Genomic DNA, 20219 nt, shown 5'->3' with positions numbered 1-20219 from the left:
TACTCCCATTCCATATCCGGAACTTTTCTCTGTATTTGGTTACACCATAACATAACTGTATTGTTTTTGACAACAGTTAATTGTGCGCATCGAAATGAAAAACAGACAACTGATCATTCATCAGTTGTCTGCTTCTTTCATTTTATAACTTGCTGCCAATCACCAGCACCAAGGATGAGTTCAACATGCCATTCATAGGAGGTTTTGGCTGCAATCCATTGCRCCGTCCCGTTATCGACGGCCATTTCAAGTGAATCGTAATAACCAATACTAGGCTCTAGTGCACACGTAACTCGATCATTGAACATCCCTTCGTCTATCCATACCCCAAGATAGGGAACCTTCTCAGGAGACACAGATACAAGTAGAAAGTTACCACTATCTTCACCTAGTAAGCCAGACCACCCTTCTGACACCGGTCCATTATAATAAAACTTTCGCCCATCACCCGTCACGACTGGGGAGAGCAGCGATACATCCTTCCAGGGATAGGAAGCGCCATTCTTCAAGGTATGACCCTCGTACACACAGAGCAACTCTTCCATCTCTGCTGGAAGAAGTATGCGTGTAGGCTCCGTGATGGCAAACTGCGGATGTGGCACCCACAGGAAGGGAATAGACTGGTCGCTCGTATTCTCAATCTGGTATGTCAGCCTTACTCGATCCCCAGCTGTGAACGATATTCGTCTCGTAAAGCAATATGGAAGCTGTGGACTCTTAACCAAGCAAATAATCTCGTTCTCTTCGATCGTATATGCCCAAGGGAGTGCCCATACTTCACCATGATCGGGCACATTCACACGCTTATCCAATTCCCACGGACATGCCGCAATCGTTGGAAAACATTCATCCCAGCCGCTCATATCCCAATCTGTGAAGGTAGAGCCGTATTCAGGTACTTGCAGTGCACGATCACCCGAATCCAGCATCCATTCCTTTTCGGTTGTTTTATTCACGATGGAGACCAATTTCCCTCCGAGTTTTGGGACTGTTTCTATACGGATCTGTTCACTCTCAAGGATGATCGATGTAAAGCCTTTATACAATCCCATTTGCACGTGTACGACACAGGGACTACTCATTCAATCCATCCACGATGAATCCGTGCACCCGTATGATTCGCTTCCATAAGAAGCGCTAAGTCAAATTGCTCCTTTGCCAGCTCCTTATGCCCCAAACCAAGATGCCCAAGCCCCATCATGTAACGGCAATGAACTTCATTACGGACATTCAAATTATCTTCGAACACGAGGAAGTCCGGTAAAGAAACCGCGAAATAATCGAATTTCACTTCATCAAATAGATGCTTTTCGGCATAATCAACCAATTTATTAAAGCGACGTTTAGCTTCTTTCTCATTACCTAATGCTAGCCAAGCCATCCCTTGATAGAAAATCATATCTGGCGGCTGATCATTGTAATACATCGCGCTGGCCGGCTCTTCTAATCCTTGCGATGCAATGCCGAAGCACTCCTGTGCAAGCTCAGTTTCATGTAATCTTAGATGTGCAAGGCCGAGATAGTAATACACATTGTTTTCTTGTGTTCCTGATAGTTTACCTTCTCCTAAATTATCTGGATAGACGAGCGCATGCCGCAATAAAGTGACCGCCTCTTTATAGCGATTCTCGGCCAATGCTTGTTTGGCTAGTTCAACTTGTGCAAATACATGTTGGCCAGTCACTTTGCCTTCCCCACCTTCCCAAGGGTGGAAACTACGTGCTTGGAGGGCTTGAACAGCTTGCTCATGGAAACCTTGTGCATTCAGTAGGGTAATATACTCGACATAGAGATCGTCGCGCTTGTTAACCAAAGCTTGATGTTCCCCAAGCTTTGCGCAGCGGATCTCTGCTGTGTATCCAAGTTTTTTGTACAATTGATCCAACTCGTAGAAAACACGTGCATCATCTTGTCTGCAAGCGAAAGCCGTCTCCATAGCCGTAAGGGCTGATGCTGCATCACCGCGCTTGTTGAAATAAGCGAGGGACAGATTGCGATGTACCGTTGGGAAATCATCTCGTATTGAACGTGATGCTTCCCAATGCGTAATTGCATCTTCGTGTCTTCGTTTATCGTAATACCAATTTCCCAGATAGTAATGCGCTTTGTCATCGGATGCATCGACTGCGATCACACTTAGCAGCACTTGTAAATCGAATAAGCTATTCGGGAAGCAGTAGTCTGATGCTGCCGTATTGCCAGCCTTACGATACAATGCTCCTCGTTCCGAATGACCAATTCGCTCATTCAGATAGCTCAATGTGTAAGCCAACATAGGATATACGTCTGACTGATTGTGATCTTCCACGACGCGGTCCAGCAATTCAATCGCTTCCTCAAACAATCCGCAATTCGCATAATCGGCTGCTACATTCAAATAATTATGGGCATCTCCGCGCATCAGTCGCACAAGCTCAGCTTTCACTTCGTTAGCTAGGGATTGGTCACCTAGACTGGAAAGCGTAAGGTATTTCTCATTAGCTGAACCGAAATCAGCGATATCAAGGGCCAATGTCTCTTGGGAGTAGACGAATGCTTCTTGTGTCCGTCCAAGCTTGCGAAGAAGCGCAGCTTTCAGATGGCGAGCTTTGTAATTGTGTGCGTTCCGTACCAGTGAACGTTCAACGAGTTCCAACGATTCTCCGTAAACACCTTTCTCACATGCAATTTGTGCAAGTGTGAAGAAACCAGCGTCCTGCCAAGCGGCAGACCATGTCGATTTATATAGCGCAGCAAAAGCTTCTTCCAAACGTCCTTGAAGCTTAAGCGAAACACCTAACTGATAGAGAGCTTCACTGTCATAAGGATTCGGGTTCCGCCACGTGAGCGACTTCACCGCTGTACGGAAATGAGCTTCTGCTTCCGTAAATAAACCGCGGCGGAGTAACAGTGTTCCGTAGGCGACATTAATTCGGCTGTCGCTTGGGTCACGTTTTAATCCTTCCAAGTAATAAGCCTCAGGCTCGAACGTTGCATGGCGATACTGTTCCAGATGCAGCCCAGCCAAATATAGCTGCTCATTCGTTTGCAACTCTTCCGGAGACTGCAGCGGCTTAGCTGCATCGGGCACTTGCTCAATGGATGGTTTCGCAGGCTGATAAGCAATCAGCAAGGTGCCATTGGCGTCCCGAACTGTCAGTTTCAAGTCGTGTGGTTGATCGTTGCCATCCAGTGTAATCACGGACTTGAACGTTTGCGTTGGGGATAGCTCGGCAACTTCCTTCAAATATGTGCGGCCACGGCCTTTCAGTTCCACGACAGCGCCCTCAAATAGGGAAGTCGCATAAGCAAGCACAGTCGCTTCGCCTGTCTTGTCATCAACTTCTAAGTTGATGGCCGCATCGATGGATGCATTTTTCACGACACCGATATTTTTGTAAGGCATGAAATATTGCTTGAATGATTTCTCTTCATACGGCTGAAGCCACGTGAAATCAGGTTGATTGTCTGTGTAAACACCTGTCATCAATTCGATGTAAGGGCCATCTTCATCGGTTAGATTGCGATCCCATGCTTGGCCGAACTCGCCATTCCCCCATGTCCATTGCTTTTTCCCAGGTGAAACATGATGATTCGCTACGTGAAGCAAGCCTGCCCCAACACCATGATCATAACCGCCGACGAAGTTATAGTCGGATTTATAAGCCATATAGGAGGTCGGCACCGGAATATTTTTATAGCGTGAAATATCAACGCCAGCCGAGTAGTCCATTTTGTAATACGTTCCTGTCGCGATTGGAAATCTAGATACATCCCGTTTACCATGGTCGAACACCGCAGTTACATCTGGAGGAAATACCGATTGCGTATGCTCATTCACCGCTACCGCCGGGTTAGCCCACCATAGGAATGTCTGTGGTTCCGGCGTTCGATTGTACAGCTGAGCTGATATTTCCAGATACGCTTTGCCCGGATAGAGGGTGAAACCCGCTGTAACTTTCGTTCCATACATCCGATCAATTTCACTAACCCAAACGGTCGCGCTGCCATCTTCATTTTCGGTTAGCTTATACTCAACTGGACCATACGTATTCGGACGGTGATGCTGAGGCCAGTTAAACTCGATACCGCCTGAAATCCATGGTCCTGCCAGGCCAACCAAGGCCGGCTTGATCACGCGATTGTAATAGACGAAATCGTAATCATTCGTTTTATCTAGGGCACGGTAAATGCGTCCGCCAAGTTCAGGCATGATCTCAATGCGAACATATTCGTTTTCCAACATCACCATTTGATAGGGTTGTGGTTTCTTCTCATCTTCAATTTTATCGATAACCGGATGCGGATACACCTTACCCGAACTTCCTTGATAGACACGTTTCTCTAGGAACATGGGATTGCGATCTGGCTCTCCGATAGCATAAGTCGGAATCGACGTTGTTTCTTCCCAAATGCGAACTTTCTGACTCAACATGATCACTCCTTTATCTTATTGTCTCTACTTTACCCTGACAGAAGCCAATCGCCAATTGACAAAATGCTTAATGTAATGGATTATATTCTTATTTACTTGAAGGAAGTGATGGAAACTGGATACCACTAGAAAACCTGAAGGATTTAAAGAAGAGAAATTATTTATTCTCCCCGATTACATGCAGACGGAACTAAACCGTTCAGAATTGACACGCGATTTATTTATAAGCGATATTGGATTTTTCCCCCAAGCACAGCATCATTATCGAGAACGGCCCGAAGGCAGTGATGCCCATATCTTCATTTTTTGCTCAGACGGAGAAGGCTGGATCGAGTTGGATCAACAACGAACAATCGCTTTGACTCAAAATCATTTAGCCGTTATTCCGGCCAAAACGCCGCATCGCTACGGAGCATCCTCGCATGCACCATGGAGTATTTACTGGTTTCATCTGCGTGGCGACCATGTTACTTCTTTCATACGTATGTATGGGATGGATGCAGGTCCACTTCATTTACCGATTGGCGCCATGAGCGAATTTAAGGATGTATTTGATAAGTGTTATGCTCTTCTCTCTGACAAAACCTATTCGTTGCCCATCCACACGCACGTATCACAGTCCATTCGGCAGCTGATTAGCGGCATAGGCATCAGCGCAGGTGGTACGGCCAAAGACAAAAAAAGAGAGCAGTATCTCGAACTCGCCATCCGCTACATGAGCGATCGTCTGGAGGATTCGATTAAGCTCCCTGAATTGGCCAAGCATACGGGCTTGTCGAAACAGCATCTCATTTTGTTATTTAATGAAGAGACCGGATTCCCTCCGATTGAGTACTTCTTGCGTCTAAAAATTCAGAAGGCTGCCCAATTACTTAGTTTAACGGGTCTGACGATCAAAGAAGTTGCTGCAACCATTGGGATCACAGATCCTTATTATTTTTCGAGATTATTTAAGAAAATGACGGGTACTTCACCTAGTGCTTATCGGAACGTTCCGAAGGGGTAGTGTCTTTTTCCATAGAGAAATGAAGCTTAATCGCCTTACTCACATCCTTACTTATCCATTGAGCAAGTCGATAGTTGCCATTGCGATTCGGCATCAACCCCGGTAGAAGCTCTAGCTCAACATCGTCTGATTCACCAACAGGCTGAATCACATAACGTGAATTCGCATAGGAGACAACCAGCTTATTCCCCTCTACGCGAATGGTACTCTCATCCGTTCCGTTGGATACGAGTACTGGAACCGTGACGCCAATGGCGGATAACGGCATGTCTTCCGCTGCTTCAACAGACCACTCGGTTGTGACACCTTCGACAGCAATGCAATACGATTCCGTGATCGCCGCTAGGCCCTCGACACCGGGTCTTGGCATTAAATCTGCTATGGCTCGCTTATACGCAGGATGAAGATCATCACCAGGTGTACGCAGATCCATCTCGTTTAAGAGTTGAAGTCCTGTTGCGGCATAATGGACTTGGAAAGACAAAGCAGCAGAGTCTGCTTGAACATTTGCCAGATTGGCTTGCCAATGCATCTCCTCAGGTTTGGTTGGCACCCCGTCCTTATCCAAGGAGGCAAAAGCTTCATGCTTTCTTCTGCCAAAGCCTGCTAACCTATGCCAGACGCCGTGCCCATCCCTCCAAGTCAGACCAATAGCTGCTGGTRTATGCGGACGCGGAATGACTTGCTTAGCCACAAAATAATTCAAGTGCACATTTCCGCTGAGCCCAGGTATCCCCATCGAAAGTGCCGATTCATCTGGGAAATCCGCTTTGTGCAAGCGAACCCAGCCGGTTGCATCATGCCCCATTTGTGCAGACGTATCCATGACAACATGATAACTGCCTTGTTGCGGTCCTGTTGTTGCATAGATCCGATGAAAAGACTCGATCGGTACCACATAGCCGCCTAAATCCGCAGGCGTTGCCTGTTCCCGTATGCTTTCGTCAGCTCTTTCGAAGCATGAAGCAGCAATTTGAGCCGCATATAAGCTGTACGTCGAATAATAGGCGTAAAATTCCCAACCATTTCGAAGCTCGCTAGCGAACCGATTCTTCAACAACCGGAATTCTACGGGATCTTCGATCCAGCGCAGAATCGATTGCATCGCTTTCCGTGCAGCACGCTTGAAGGTCCCAGCCCATGCGAGATCTCCTTCCTTCGCATAGCGCGCAGCCTCACGTTCACAGAGATAGGCATAGGTCAAATCATTCCAAATGATTTGGTTACTCCTGCCTCCAGAGCTTGTCCCTCCTGTTGTCGATTGCATAAACAACATCGTTTGGGCACCTTTGCGCAGCTGCGAATCTAGGAATTCCTTCCATTCCCCGTCATATCCGGCATTTAGTAGTCCGCTAAGCTGTTGGCGTGCCGCCAAATCATAGGCAGCAGGTAGATTCGGATCGCGATAGAGCCCTTCCCGCGTGAACCGCGTCATTTGCGGTTTCAAATACTTGTCGATGAAAGCTATAGAATCCGTTAATCCTTCACGATACCTCATCATTTCGCCATGCATCGCATAGGTCGCCCAGTTGCGGATGGAGCGAATATCCGGAAAATTCCGAACCGTTTGACAATAAAAGGACTCAGGCTCAACCTTAGACAAATTCATTTTCCAAGCATCGCTTCTCTTCGTTTCCACCATCGGCGTCAGTAATTGATAAGCCCGAACCAGCATATAGGTCGTGAAATCAGCGTGGTCGTCCGGAACTCTATTCTCCCCTAAACAAGTGCAAGCCCAATCCATTGCGAGCAAAATTAGATCTTGCAAATCCTTACAACGATCATTCGCGAGTAGAATCGCCCCAGCTTTGGCAAAAGAAGCGGTCGCAAACTCATGCTCTTTCCCATCGCTAGGATCTAATATTCCTCCGTTTTCATTTTGAAATGGAAAGAATTGACGAACTCGCGCTTCAGCGAAATCCAGATAGATGTCACGAGATAACCCAGTTACTACACAATTATCGTGCTTACACTCTTGTTGAAACTTATCAATGTGAGGTTGAATCGGGTTTAATCCCTTTAAACTTTCTAGATAATCCATTTCATCTGCGCTAAACATGCTGCACCCCCAGGTCATCGTTAATCTTCTCTGATTTCGAATCGAAACTGGACCGTCATTTCCAGTTCCACTTGCTTGCGATCCAACACAATCCGGTAAAATGGCATACCCGATTTGTAGTGAGAGTCTACCAGGAGATGCTCGATTTCAAGATTCCACTGCTCAGGATCGTAGATGAGTGTCACGGCATTCATTTGCAGCCGGCCGTTTCCTGTCTCTTGAGGCTCTAGAGAGCTGATGAAAACCTCTTGAAACGCAGCTGATGCTTTATTCAAAACAACGTGATCCGTTATGAGCAATTGGGGGATCTCATCCAATGGACGTTTCCACACAAACTCTCGCGTGAGGCGCTCCAATGCAACGCAGTCGTAAGCTTTCGTCAAATCAAGAGTTACTTCTAGTTCATCTTCTGAGATTTGCTGGTGCAGGATCTCTGACCTGTATGACTTGCCAAATCCTTGTCTGCAGCCATCTACAATGGGTACGGAATGCCCATGAGAACCTGCGTTGATCATCTCGTACCTAATCTTGGGTTGAAAATATTGTCTGGTATAGCGTCCTAGTCCTAAATCAGCCAGCACATTCTGACCATTCACATGTAAAATAAAGTGCCCCAGATCGTTATGATTGTGTGGCTCTTCATTATGTCCACCTTTAGCAGCAAATGCTGTAATCCCGCCATACGCATGCTTAACTTTCGAAATAACCCATTGATTTCCTGTGAAAATTTGTTCCTGAATCCTGTCGCTATCATCTTCGGCGTGCATAATTTCCGAACCCAATGACCATAGCATCCCTCTCGTTACATCAAGCCAATTACCCGGAACAGGTTTCATTCGGTATTCGTCTGTAGGAAGCTGCAGATTGGGTACATATTGCTGTAAGCGCTGAATAAGTCCTGGATTCAAGGTGACCTCCTCGGCCGAATCCGAGAAATTGACGACTTTCCCCGCTGTTAGCATACAAAATTGCGGAAACTGTGAGATCGCTGCAACCTTCTCATCGCTGAGAAGAGAAATGCGCCCATGGGTTCGTTCCTTTAACAATTCTGCAAAATAAACAAAGTGTGAAAACCCATATTGCCAATAGGCTGGCCCCTCTGGTGTTGCACCCTGCTCATCAAATCCAGAAAAGTAATTCCGCAGAACCCCGATCACACGCCAAAGCATGCCAGCCAGCATCTCACTATCTTCGATCATGTAAATGGCCGTTGCCCCTATACTTGAGGAGCATACCGCTGGCCAATTGTTTGTTTTCAATTCCCAGTTTTGAGGTGTGGGGTCATTGAAGTACACGTTGAAAATCCTCTTTTCAATCTCCTCGTTCACCCGATGAATGATCCAGGGATGCAAACGATCTTGAAGCAAATGAACTGTTTCCGCCAACGTGAATGCGGTCATCCCAGCAAGAAGGTCTACTGTTTCACGAGGTGGAACAGGTTGATCCCAGATACCGTTCGGATATTCATTCACGTATAGTCCCACATGAGCTGGTATTACCCACGTGTATTCGTTGCATACGTTCCAGATCGCGTTCTCTAGTCCTGACTTCCATTTCGGATTATCTTCTGTCATCGCAAGCGTGCTGAAAGTATGAACACCCGCATACAACTGTTCGAAAACATTCTGATATGTCGCTCGATCTCCCGTATCACCAAATAAAGTGAACTCCGTAAAAAGCGGGGCTCGAACGGGATTTTCAATGAGATGTTCTGCTCTCTTTTCTAAGGAAAGCCAGAAATCCGAGTAGTTGTCATCTTTCCGGATCCGACGCCAATTCTCAGGATCAGTTGCTTCTGAATAAAGGGTACGTGGTAAATGCTGCGTTTCCTCTAATGCATTCTTTAGCTGACGAAAGGTTAATTGTTGGAGCATATTTATTTCCCTCGCTTTCCTAATAGAAAAGAGCCATTGCTGACAATTGCAATGACTCCATATACGTTGGTTATCTATACATTAATTTTACGAAACTGGGCGAGGTATGAATAGGGAGTCAATTTAAAGATAAAGCTAATAAATTGCTCTCGTGAAAGAGATTGGATATGAAAAGCAATTAAAGTTACTTTTTTCAACTTATGAAAAAAAGAAGGCACTCCTTGTGAGAGTGCCCTCCTTGGCTTCGTTCGATATACCTATTCAATCGCTTGTGTTGCTACTAATAAGTTATACAGGACTTGAGCAGCTTCGGCACGAGTCGTGATGCCTTGCGGATCGAATTTGTCCGCTGAGCGACCTTGAATCAAGTTAAGGGACAATGCCGTTTTCACAAATTCAACCGCCCATAGTGATACTTGATCCACATCTGAGAAAGAGTGAGTGGCTGTACCAACAGCTTTACCCTTCTTAAACTCGTATGCTCTGAGAAGCAAAGTAACCATTTCCTCACGAGTAATTTGCGCATTTGCGTCAAACAATGTGGCGCTCTTACCTTGGACAATACCTGCCTTCACGGCAATGGATACCGCATCAGCATACCATTCGCCTGATTTCACATCGGTAAATGTCATTTCGCCTTTTTCCGTAAGTTTCAAAGCTCTAACCAGAAGCACTGTGAATTCAGCACGAGTTACACTGCGTCCTGGTTCGAAGGTCGTAGCACTTGTACCGGTCAAGATTTGCTTCGCTGCAAGTTCCTTGATTACGTTGGAAGCCCAGTGTCCAGATGGCACATCCGTGAATGTCTTCGTAACTTCAAGAAGAGCATATTTACTAAAGTGGTTGATTTCGGCCGTGATGACACCATGGTTTACTTTGCCTCCGACATACACGAGTTTACCGTCATTCGCCAGATAGTAGATACCTGCCAATTTCGGATTCATCGAAGGACTAATCTTGAACTCAAGCTTGATCGGTTTATCAAATTTCGAAAGATTGATTGTTTTCCCGTCAGCTGTTTGAATAGATAAATTGAATTCAAACACATCACCGAATAGTTTATTTACTGTATTCGCAGACTGACTACTTTTGTTAATAAGTTCTTTCGCATCCGCAATGGATAGCGGGCTCATCTTCAGTGAAATGGTACCACCTTTTAACTCATCCGCGGAAAGTGTTCTTGTTAGTTGCTTTAGCACCTCGGATGGAATAGATAGGGTCAACGCATCTGATTTGATATCCAAATTGTTACGCTGAATTAGGTCAGCCGTATTCCCCGGAAGTTTGATCTCCGTCGTGTTAGCAGGAATCTCGACCGTTGTTCTTCCGTTTTCGCTTTTCGTTAATTGGCCAGGATCAATGATGACAGTACCMTCAGGTGTTGGTACTGGTACTGGTGTTGGTGGTATAGAACCACCCGATTCATTATTCGGTACTGACTTGAACGTAACATGAATCGTATGATTGCTTGTCACATTGGCAAACGTGTATGTATTGCCTGTTACCGTTTCACTTGCATTGTCTACAATCAATGTGTCGATCAAATAACCACTATCTGGTATGAATGTGAAAGTTGCGTATGTTCCTTCCGTTACAGTTACATCGCCCATGATGGCACCACCGATACCTGCAGTAGCCATGATCGTATAAATATTTGGTGGAACTTCCATGACATTGATGTGAATCTCTGCACCAGTGTTCGCAAAACGGTTTCCATCGAAACCATTCCAAGTAAATACATCTGTTCCTACATAATCAGTAGTTGGGCTATAAGTAATGTTGGCAAAATCGCTTGCGAGAATCACTTGATCTGCCACTACATCTGTGCCGCTTAATTTCAGTGCACCATGGGTTGGCAGTGTAAGAATCTTGACACTAACCAAGGCATCACCATCAAAGTCACTGAAGCCAAAGTTTGTAGCCATAAAATAAACGGCTGTGTTTACAGTAGCTGTAAGCGTTGTGTTAGAAACGATTGGTAGCTTATWCAATGAAATAGATACGGTTTTGGTAACCGCATTTCCCAGATTGATACCATCATAGCCTACAATACTCACGCCACGAGATCCAACACTTGGGGTTGTTAAATTGTTTTTGTACTGCACGGCTTGCAAAGCTGCCTGCCATTGCGCAGCAGTTGCACCACCTGCAGAAGTAAGTGTAAGAATACCTGTGGTTGCATCGTAGCTGCCTGCAATATCGCCCATTGTGCTAGGCGCATTGGTAAGCTGCAGTACATCTTCTGTGCCCTTGAAGCCATCCACGATGCTTACCATTACTTTCGCAGTATCAGGAATAGCAGCGGTATCTAGATCTTTAAATGAGATAGCACTGTCAATAGCTACACCCGTTGTATCCGCAAAGTATGTGGTCGCATTAGCTGATGGTGTGATCACAGGCCCCATCGTGTCATTTGTGGTTGTTATGGCCACATTATCCCAATAAGAAGTTAAAGATTTGGACAATGCATCCTGCCAGAAATCACCAATAGCTATGACATCAGGCTCTAACGATGTCAGTGTCTCTGTACGTACGAACTGATTGTCAATATAAATTTTAACTTTACCAGTTTCAGTAAAGTCATACTTCATCTGATGCCATCCTGTTGTTCTAGAAATCGTAGTCGCAGCAAACGCACCATTTGTTCCTCCTGCAGCAACTGGCTGGGCTGCACGTACGGCATATTTGGTTTGTGAACCTGCTGATGGAGACTTAAAGTAGGGTCCAACATACCAACTATTCTTATTAGAAGCATCAGTACTAGATGACTTTACATTTAAAACCTGATTAAGAGTTCCAGCAGTAGAATCGTCATATAGCCAAGCTGTAACCACCTTGCCATAAACCCCGCCAAAATCGCCAGTCTTAATAATAGCATTAATATTTCCGTCATTATTAGATGTAAAAGCTCCTAAAGAAGCATAGCTTTGATAGCCGTCGTAGCTTTTGACTTTCGTGGTATCTGGTATCGCATTCGGATTATATTGCGTCCAAGTACCAAGCTTAGTTGGGGATACGGATGTATCCGCTTTGATATTCTCGAAGTTCTCAAAAAAGGATGTCTGGATTACATTCACAAAAAATGTCTTTGTGATGACTGTAGCACCATCCGTTACCTTAACGGTCATAGTGGACAAACCAACAGGAAGCGAACCACCAGTTGTAAATGGCTGATTTGTACCAAGGGCATTTGTCACGCTCAAAGTAACCTGTGGATTAATTCCACCTCTGATTAATGGTGAGAAAGTCACAGCGGCACTAGTATCTGTTATGGAGGCTGTTCCCACTGTTAAGTTGTTTGGTACAGTGACGTCCAACGGTCCTTTGAGAGTGGTTGTGTCCACAACATTCACATTATCAAAGTTACCTGTACTGTTTTCCCCAGTGAAAAAGTCTCCCAACGCAATGGTGTTAAAAGAAATAGCTTTGTTGGAATACCCTACCCATACTTGATCAATATACATATCCACACCAGTACCGGATGAATAATCAAATGTATGCTTATGCCAACCTAATGTACGAGTAACGGTTGACGTTTGCCACGCACCAGTGCCAAGTGTAGTTGAGTAATTCGTTGCAGAATTTGCTGTGTGGATACCTGCGCCATACATATTAGCAATCTTATCAAAGTTTGTTGCACCACTGCTGTCAACATGTGCAATAAGGCTCTTATTGCCTGCCGCCATGTCGTCATAGAAATCTACTGTTGCAACCTTTGCATAGGATGAGCTTAATACTCTATAGACTGCATTTTTGTCTACAGAGCCATCTAGTTTAAAGCTAAAGTTACCCTCTGACTTAATCGTTGAATCGAGAAGAGGCGTACCCAAGCCCCACTTCCAGTTAGCAGGATGCCATGAATCTTCAAAGCCATTAAAGTATGTGCTGCCCGGTGGATAGACAGGCGTGTAAGCTGAATCCTCTGATAATCCCAACTCATCAATGTAGCCTCTTAAAGTGTTGGTACCACTTTTTTTCACATAGTAAGTCAAACTGGTATCATTCGGTCCAGTTGTAAAACTAATACTATGTGTAGGGCGGGCTGTCGCACCAGCGACACCAAAGGTTGAAGCCGTTGCTTGCTTTACAGGTGGATTCGTTGCAAGCCCAGTAATCCCTAATTCAAGATAGTCTGAAGCTGCTGCTGGCGATTGTTTAAATACGATGAAGTCCATAAACATACAAGTACGTGCCAAAGCCGTTGGGTTTGTGTTTATAAACTTCAAGTAAATATCCGCTGTTGTACCGCCTGCAGGTAGGTTTGCCAGCGTATTTATAGCCCTATAGCCCCAACCTACATTACTACCCAGTGTCTGTGAAGCCATCAACACGCCACCTGCCGCTGGGTCACCCTTATACATCTCTATCTTACCAGTAGAGTTTTCAGAAGCAGTACCAAACATTACTTTGTCTACACCAGTTGCAAACTCAACATCTGGGAATTTTAGTGTAACAGATGAACCTGAAATAAATGCGCCTTCTGAATTACGGAAACTAAAAGAATCAGGAGCGGTTGCTGGTGTGACTGGAATTGCATCTGAATAGTATCTACGTTCACCCATTACCTTACCCCAAAGCGAGGCTGTGTACTTGGTGTTTGGCTTTACAGTAACTGTTTGGGAAATCTGTTCGTTATTTTTTAGGACTGCACCTGTGTAGCCATCTTTTATAAGCATACCTTGTGCTTTTTGTCCACCGTTTCTAAAATCCCATGCGTTATGTGTAATGATGGATGGAGAACCTATGGTAGTCCAATTAGCCAATCCGTCCACAAAACCGCCGTTCTTTAGCAGCTGTTGATAAGGTAATTTCTTCAACTGGAACGTTGGRTTAATATTTGAAGCATTCGCCATGTCATAGCCAGCAGTCCAAACTGCTCCCGGCTGAACTGCGCCTTGTACAGCAAAACCCGTCGTGTGTCCATCTGTTACACCTGGAATTTCGATGCTTCGATACTGCTCTGGTGTTTTCAGTCTGAAATCGCCATTGGCTGGGTCTACAAAAATTGCACCAATAACAGCATTCGCACCCGTAGTATTATACTGCTCAACTGCTCCATTGGCCGATTGGGAGGCAAATGCGCCACCAAAGATGTTGCCAATGATTACCGTTCCAAAAGTTTCAAGTTGATCATTAGTGTCGCCCCAAGAGCTAAAACTATTGTCTTTTGAGTTGTGAATTGTATTGTTTAGAATCGTCATACGCTCGTTAGGCGTATTAAAAAGCATAGCAACTTTCGTGTTGTAGATAATGTTGTCATAAACTTTTAAGTTTCCAGACACGTTATCAGGATAGATCCCCTCTACGTTTGCCGAGTTAGGTACATCATAAAGAATATTGTGGTGAATTTCTGAACCATCAAAGTCATGGTTTACAAGGTAAATGATACCGCCATCGTAGGAAATCTTCATCGTATCATGCATCTTGTTGTACTGAATGACGGAGTTTTGGAACTTACCGCCAATAGCTGCACGACCCACGTTATAGATTTCGTTGTGGCTAACCAGCTGATTGTAGCCATAGATTCCTACACCATCTTGATAATAACCAAAAAGGTCAACATCGTGAATGTTGTTGTTGATTACCTTGTTGTCATGCCCCAACATTTTGATGCCGTAACCATACATGTCTTTGATTTCACAATCACGTACCGTGTTGTTATAGCCATCTAACTCAAACGATTTTGTAAGTCCGTCTGTTAGCACACTCATTGTAAAAAGTTTGTTATAGGAATCTACTTTTTCGATAACAGCACCTTTGAATGTGTTGTCATGAGAGTTTTTAAAGTTCACTCCCGCAGAACGAATGTTAATACCTTGAATGGTAATATTTGAAAGCCCCTCTAAGTCAAAAACATTCTCTCTGTTTTTAAACTCAACTTGACCGCTACTTGGGTTAATAACCGAAGCGGAAGCATCTGTAAAGTACACATACAACTTACCGGTAGCAACATCTTTATACCACACTGCTGCGTTCGATGGTTTTGTAGCTGCGCCCGCAATAAGCTTAAGTGCTTGATAGCTGTTAGAAAGATACATACCACTTGCTACACCAAATGATTTTGGTGTGTATCCAGATAACGGCCATTTAAAGGTGATTTTATCTGCTGTATTGCTAAGAACTTCACCGGTCTGTGCAGAGAATCCATTGTTTGACGATGCATAAACGAGTGCACCTGTCCATGCATTCGTTGTCATGCCAGTAAATCGACGTACATACTCGTTGTCATACGTTAAAAATTGTCCGTCTGCATTCACAGTACCCGATGGGTCAACGTCTACATTTGTAGCACTCACAAATTTTCCATACTTTGACTTGACTAAGAGTTCACTGTCTTTTATATATGGAAATCTTGCTGGGCTCATGGATACAGGGTTACCAGTCGAATCCGTAAAAAATGCAATGTTGCCATTACCGCTATCAAAATTCCAAGATACATTAGCCTCAAAAATGCCAGCATCTGCGGTTTCTGTCCATCCTGCCACCAAGTCGCCTCCGGACATGATCACTTTTTCACCGCCGTAGTTCTTGAATGTTACATTGTCACTTGCAGGTGTAACCGTCTCACGATAAATGCCAGTCCTAATCTCGACGGTGTCACCGCTAGTTGCCACAGTAGCGGCTTTTTGGATGGTCTTAAACGGTGCAGCTAAAGAACCATTGTTATTGTCGTTTCCATTTGTACCATCAACGAAGTAACTTGCTGCAGCTGCAGCAAATGTTTGTACCGGCATCGATAGAATAGGCGCGCAAATCATTAGAATCGCTACCAATAGGGCTATCATTCTGCGCGATTTTGTAAACGCTGTCATTCGGGGACCTCCTAAAATAAAATCGATTTTTGAGTAAGAGAAAGAGAGCCATTGCAATAAAACAATGGCTCTTTTCTTCACATCAATTTCCTACAACCTATTTCTTCGTTTTCAAGAATTCATCCACTTGCTTTTGTAGTTCAGCTGTAATTTTATCTGAACCTGCCTTTTTCATTTTGTCAATAAATTCCTTGTATTTCGCATCAGAATCAGGAACAGCGCCGGTTTCAAGAATTTGTGTTGCTCCCGAACCCGCATATTCTTTTACAACAGCCTGAATCTGAGCAAGCTCCGTTTTAATTGGATCCAGATTAGGTTTATATCCTAGTAATGGAGAAATTGTTGCACCTGCATTGGTATCTTGCCWAATTTTCGTGAAATTTTCTGGATTTGCTTGTGTTTCGAAACTATTAGCTGTATTACCAGAAGCCCAGTTCCATTGACCATATTTCGCATCTGGAGTCCCTTGACCTGAGTAACCGATAGTTTCAATTTTAGTATCAGAAATCTTCTTGTAATGCTTGCCTTCAATCCCCCATACAAGAAGGTTATATAAATCTTTTCCTTTCTGCGAATCTAATAGGTTTAGAAGCTGCATCGCACGTTCTGGATTTTTAGACGTTCTAGGAATAGCTAAGTTAGTTGAATCAGACAAGTTGGAGATCACATACTTCTCTTCCATAGGAATGACCTGAACGGGGAATCCATATCGTGTACTATCAATCTTGGATTGATCTTCAATGCTGCCTACCATCGTATGGAACCAAGCAATATTTCCGTCTGACTTGCCTTCATCTTGACGTTGATTTTGCATGCTCAAGATATCTTTACGAATGTACCCTTTGGCATACCAATCCGTCATCGTTTTGATAAACAACTGCTCTTGCTCGGTTTCATAAATATTGACTACCTTTAAACTTTTCGGGTCTTTCAAATCACCAGCTAATTTGAATGGTGCAGTTAACATATTGTGATGCTGCATTCCTGGAAGATTCGCTGTGCTAAAGCCTTTGCGTAATTGGTTGTTTTGCTTCAACTTCTCAAGATAATTTTCAATAACAGCTAAAGATTCTTTGGAAACTGGCCCATATTTATAAAAGGTTTCCTGCGCAAGCTTCGGATCGATATATCCTTTATCGATAAACTCTTTCGGTACACGCAGCGTTGGACGATTATCTACAGCTTGTTGATAATTTGGAATCGCATACAATTTACCATTCACACGGGCACGGTCCAACACCCAAGCAGGAATCTCTTTTTTGAGATCAGGTGCGAATTTATCAACCAAGGCATCTAGCTCCAAATAAGAACCTTTGTTGACTTCACCTGGATAATCCAAGACATAACCTGTCCAAGCAATGTCAATTGGTTCTGCCGCTGCCGCCATTAACTTCCATTTATCTGCATATGCCGTGTTAACAATGGGTTCAAATTCTACCTTTGTATTTGGCAATAGCGTAGCCAACTTCTTGTTAAACTCATCCCAAACCTCTTGCGAATCCGCTTGTTTCCCTGAACCAAACGTGACAAACTTTAATGTCACCTGCTTTGGTGCTTCTGAGGCTGCAGCACTTGCTGTTGCCTTAGTCGTGGTGGTTGGTGAGTCTGTGCTCGTTTTACTACATCCGGTTATAAGTAAAGCCGTTGTCATACTTAGAACAATCGTCTTGCTAAACACACTTTTAAGCGTCTTCATATTTCTTTTATCCCCTTTCAATCTGCTCAAATAGTATATTATACAACTCCGAAGCCAAGCAACAACCTCGGAATTGGTATAAACATGTAATTATCCTTTTACAGCTCCAACTGTAAGACCTTTAGAGAAATATTTTTGAAAAAACGGGAAAACAAGCAGTAATGGACCCGCAGCCACAATGGCCATTGCAAAGCGAATGGATTCAGATGGAAGTTTATATAAATTCACATTTTCCATCGTTAAATTGTAAGTCATCGCATTCTTGAGGAAATCGATTTCCATTAAAATTCGTTGCAACAGAAATTGCAGCGTGTAGAGCTTCTCATCACGAATATAAATTAAGGAAGTAAACCAATCATTCCATTTATCTAATAATACGAATAGCCCGATGGTTGCAAGTGCTGGTTTAGATAACGGGAGTATAATTTGCCAATAAACTCGAAATTCACTAGCGCCATCCATTTTTGCTGATTCGACCAGAGCATCAGGCAAACCTTGAAAAAATGTGCGTAAAATAATGATATAAAAGGCATTTGCAAGTGTCGGAAGTATATACACAAAGATCGTGTTATTCAGATGAAGATACTGTGTGATGAGAATGTAACTCGGAATAAGACCGCCACCGAATAGCAACGTGAAGAAAATAAACATCACAATCGGTTTACGAAGCTTAAAGTTTTTGCGAGAAAGCGCATATGCACAAGTGGACATCACAATCAATCCACAGAACATACCTCCCACTGCCTGAACAGATGTTGTTAGATACGCGTATAAAATTTGGTCCGGCTTACCGAATATGAGTTTGTATGCGGTAAGATCAAACTGCATCGGAATTAACTTATACCCATACTGCAACAATGATTCCTCGTTAGAGAAAGAGACGGCGATAACGAGTAGAAACGGTATGATAAATGCTAAACTAAATAATACCAAGATGACATGAATGAATTTATTGCCTAAATTAGCAGAGAATGACTTAGACATTCTTGGCGCCTCCTTCTTACTTTTTTCGAACACATTAGAATAACGAATTCTCAGGTCTTATTTTAGTTACAATCCAATTACTAATGACGATTAAAATCAATCCAACAACCGATTGGAACAATCCTACTGCGGCCGATATGCCAAAGTCCCCAGCACGTAATCCTCGATAAACGTACGTATCAATGACATCCGTTGTTGGATATAACACCCCGATATCCCTAGGAATTTGATAAAATAACCCAAAGTCTCCTCTGAACAGATTACCAATTGCCAGAATAATGATGATGGTCAACACTGGGGCAAGCGATGGAAGTGAAATGGCGAAAATTTGTCTCATTCTTCCTGCCCCGTCAATTTTGGCAGCTTCAAACAATTCCGGATCAACGCTCATCAAGGCAGCGTAATAGATAATGGAGCTTAATCCAACAGTCTTCCAAATTTCAACCGATACGATGATGTAAGGCCAATACTTGGCATTCGAGTACACATCAATCGATTCGAATCCGAAGAAATGCAGCAATTGATTGAAATAACCTAATGTAGGATTGAATAGCGCGTAGGTCATGTATCCGACTAATACCCATGATAGAAATTTCGGCATAATCATCGATGTTTGATAGAATTTCAATGCCAATTTCCCACGAATCTCGAACAGCAAAAGCGCCACTGAAACGGCCGCAATATTACCCAATACGATAAATATAGCCGCATAGCTTACTGTATTTCTTGTAATCCGCCAAGCATCCATGGAGGTAAAGAAGTATTCAAAATTTTTGAACCCGACCCAAGAACTCCCTAGAATGCCTTCGCTATACTTGTAATCTTTAAAGGCAAGTATGATCCCGAACATCGGGGTATAGTGGAAAATCAAGTAATAGAGAATCGCTGGCAATGTTAGAGCAAATAAAGCTATATTTTCTCTAACTAATCTTTTAAAGGAATTACTTCTGAGTGGCTTAGTGTTTACTTTACTTTTTGTTTCATCCGATAGGTTATTTATGACTGTCTCTCTCATCCTGCGCTCCCCCTTTGCTTTAATTTAATTCTACGAAATAGGGGTATAATTGAATAGGGAGCCAAATTAAACAAACGGTTAGCAAATTGTGCAAATCACGGGGATAAAGTTACTGAATGCAAGTAAGGTTACTTATTTCAACCAATACAGTGAAAGAACCTAGAAATACTCCAAATTCGAGCTGCCTTTGAGCTATAATGAGGTAAGCGATAAGAAATGCATACAGCGAGAGGATGGCGTACTATGTACAAACTTGTGCTAGTTGATGACGAAGAGATTGTACGCAGAGGATTAAGATATTTCCTAGATTGGGAATCACTTGGGTTTCAAATCGTAGCTGATTTCGAGGACGGTAAAGA

Annotated in this window: 9 protein-coding genes; 1 reads left to right on the top strand and 8 read right to left on the bottom strand. The window is 43.6% G+C overall.

Features of this window, described 5'->3' with window-relative positions:
* Positions 1-137 precede the first annotated feature (137 nt).
* On the bottom strand, positions 138-1082 hold the full coding sequence (locus AC1DLM_RS28410; protein WP_477571843.1) for an aldose epimerase family protein: 945 nt from the start codon (positions 1080-1082) through the stop codon (positions 138-140).
* Positions 1079-4414 (bottom strand): DUF5107 domain-containing protein, encoded by a 3336-nt coding sequence (locus AC1DLM_RS28405; RefSeq protein WP_477571842.1) that lies wholly within the window; start codon positions 4412-4414, stop codon positions 1079-1081. Before AC1DLM_RS28405 ends, AC1DLM_RS28410 begins: the two co-directional genes overlap by 4 nt.
* Positions 4415-4592: 178 nt before the next feature.
* Here AC1DLM_RS28405 and AC1DLM_RS28400 point away from each other — a divergent pair, with 178 nt between their 5' ends.
* Complete coding sequence (locus AC1DLM_RS28400; protein WP_441989607.1) at positions 4593-5420, top strand: helix-turn-helix domain-containing protein; 828 nt, start codon at positions 4593-4595, stop codon at positions 5418-5420.
* Here the strand turns inward: AC1DLM_RS28400 and AC1DLM_RS28395 are convergent.
* The 6 genes from AC1DLM_RS28395 to AC1DLM_RS28370 all read right to left on the bottom strand — a co-directional run bounded on the left by AC1DLM_RS28395 (position 5389) and on the right by AC1DLM_RS28370 (position 19860).
* Complete coding sequence (locus AC1DLM_RS28395; RefSeq protein WP_477571841.1) at positions 5389-7479, bottom strand: hypothetical protein; 2091 nt, start codon at positions 7477-7479, stop codon at positions 5389-5391. The genes AC1DLM_RS28400 and AC1DLM_RS28395 overlap by 32 nt on opposite strands.
* 20 nt (positions 7480-7499) lie before the next feature.
* Positions 7500-9353 (bottom strand): heparinase II/III family protein, encoded by a 1854-nt coding sequence (locus AC1DLM_RS28390; protein ID WP_477571840.1) that lies wholly within the window; start codon positions 9351-9353, stop codon positions 7500-7502.
* A gap of 257 nt (positions 9354-9610) precedes the next feature.
* Complete coding sequence (locus AC1DLM_RS28385) at positions 9611-16165, bottom strand: S-layer homology domain-containing protein (protein ID WP_477571839.1); 6555 nt, start codon at positions 16163-16165, stop codon at positions 9611-9613.
* Positions 16166-16262: 97 nt separating this feature from the next.
* Positions 16263-17861: an ABC transporter substrate-binding protein gene (locus AC1DLM_RS28380; protein WP_477571838.1), complete on the bottom strand. Its 1599-nt coding sequence runs from the start codon at positions 17859-17861 to the stop codon at positions 16263-16265.
* 90 nt (positions 17862-17951) lie between these two features.
* Positions 17952-18845: a carbohydrate ABC transporter permease gene (locus AC1DLM_RS28375; protein WP_441989602.1), complete on the bottom strand. Its 894-nt coding sequence runs from the start codon at positions 18843-18845 to the stop codon at positions 17952-17954.
* 34 nt (positions 18846-18879) lie between these two features.
* Positions 18880-19860 (bottom strand): ABC transporter permease, encoded by a 981-nt coding sequence (locus tag AC1DLM_RS28370; RefSeq protein ID WP_441989601.1) that lies wholly within the window; start codon positions 19858-19860, stop codon positions 18880-18882.
* Positions 19861-20219: the final 359 nt, after the last annotated feature.

Source organism: Paenibacillus sp. 01T442, from assembly GCF_056398345.1.
Note: the sequence above shows the minus strand (reverse complement) of the source record. Positions and strands in the feature narration are given on the sequence as shown.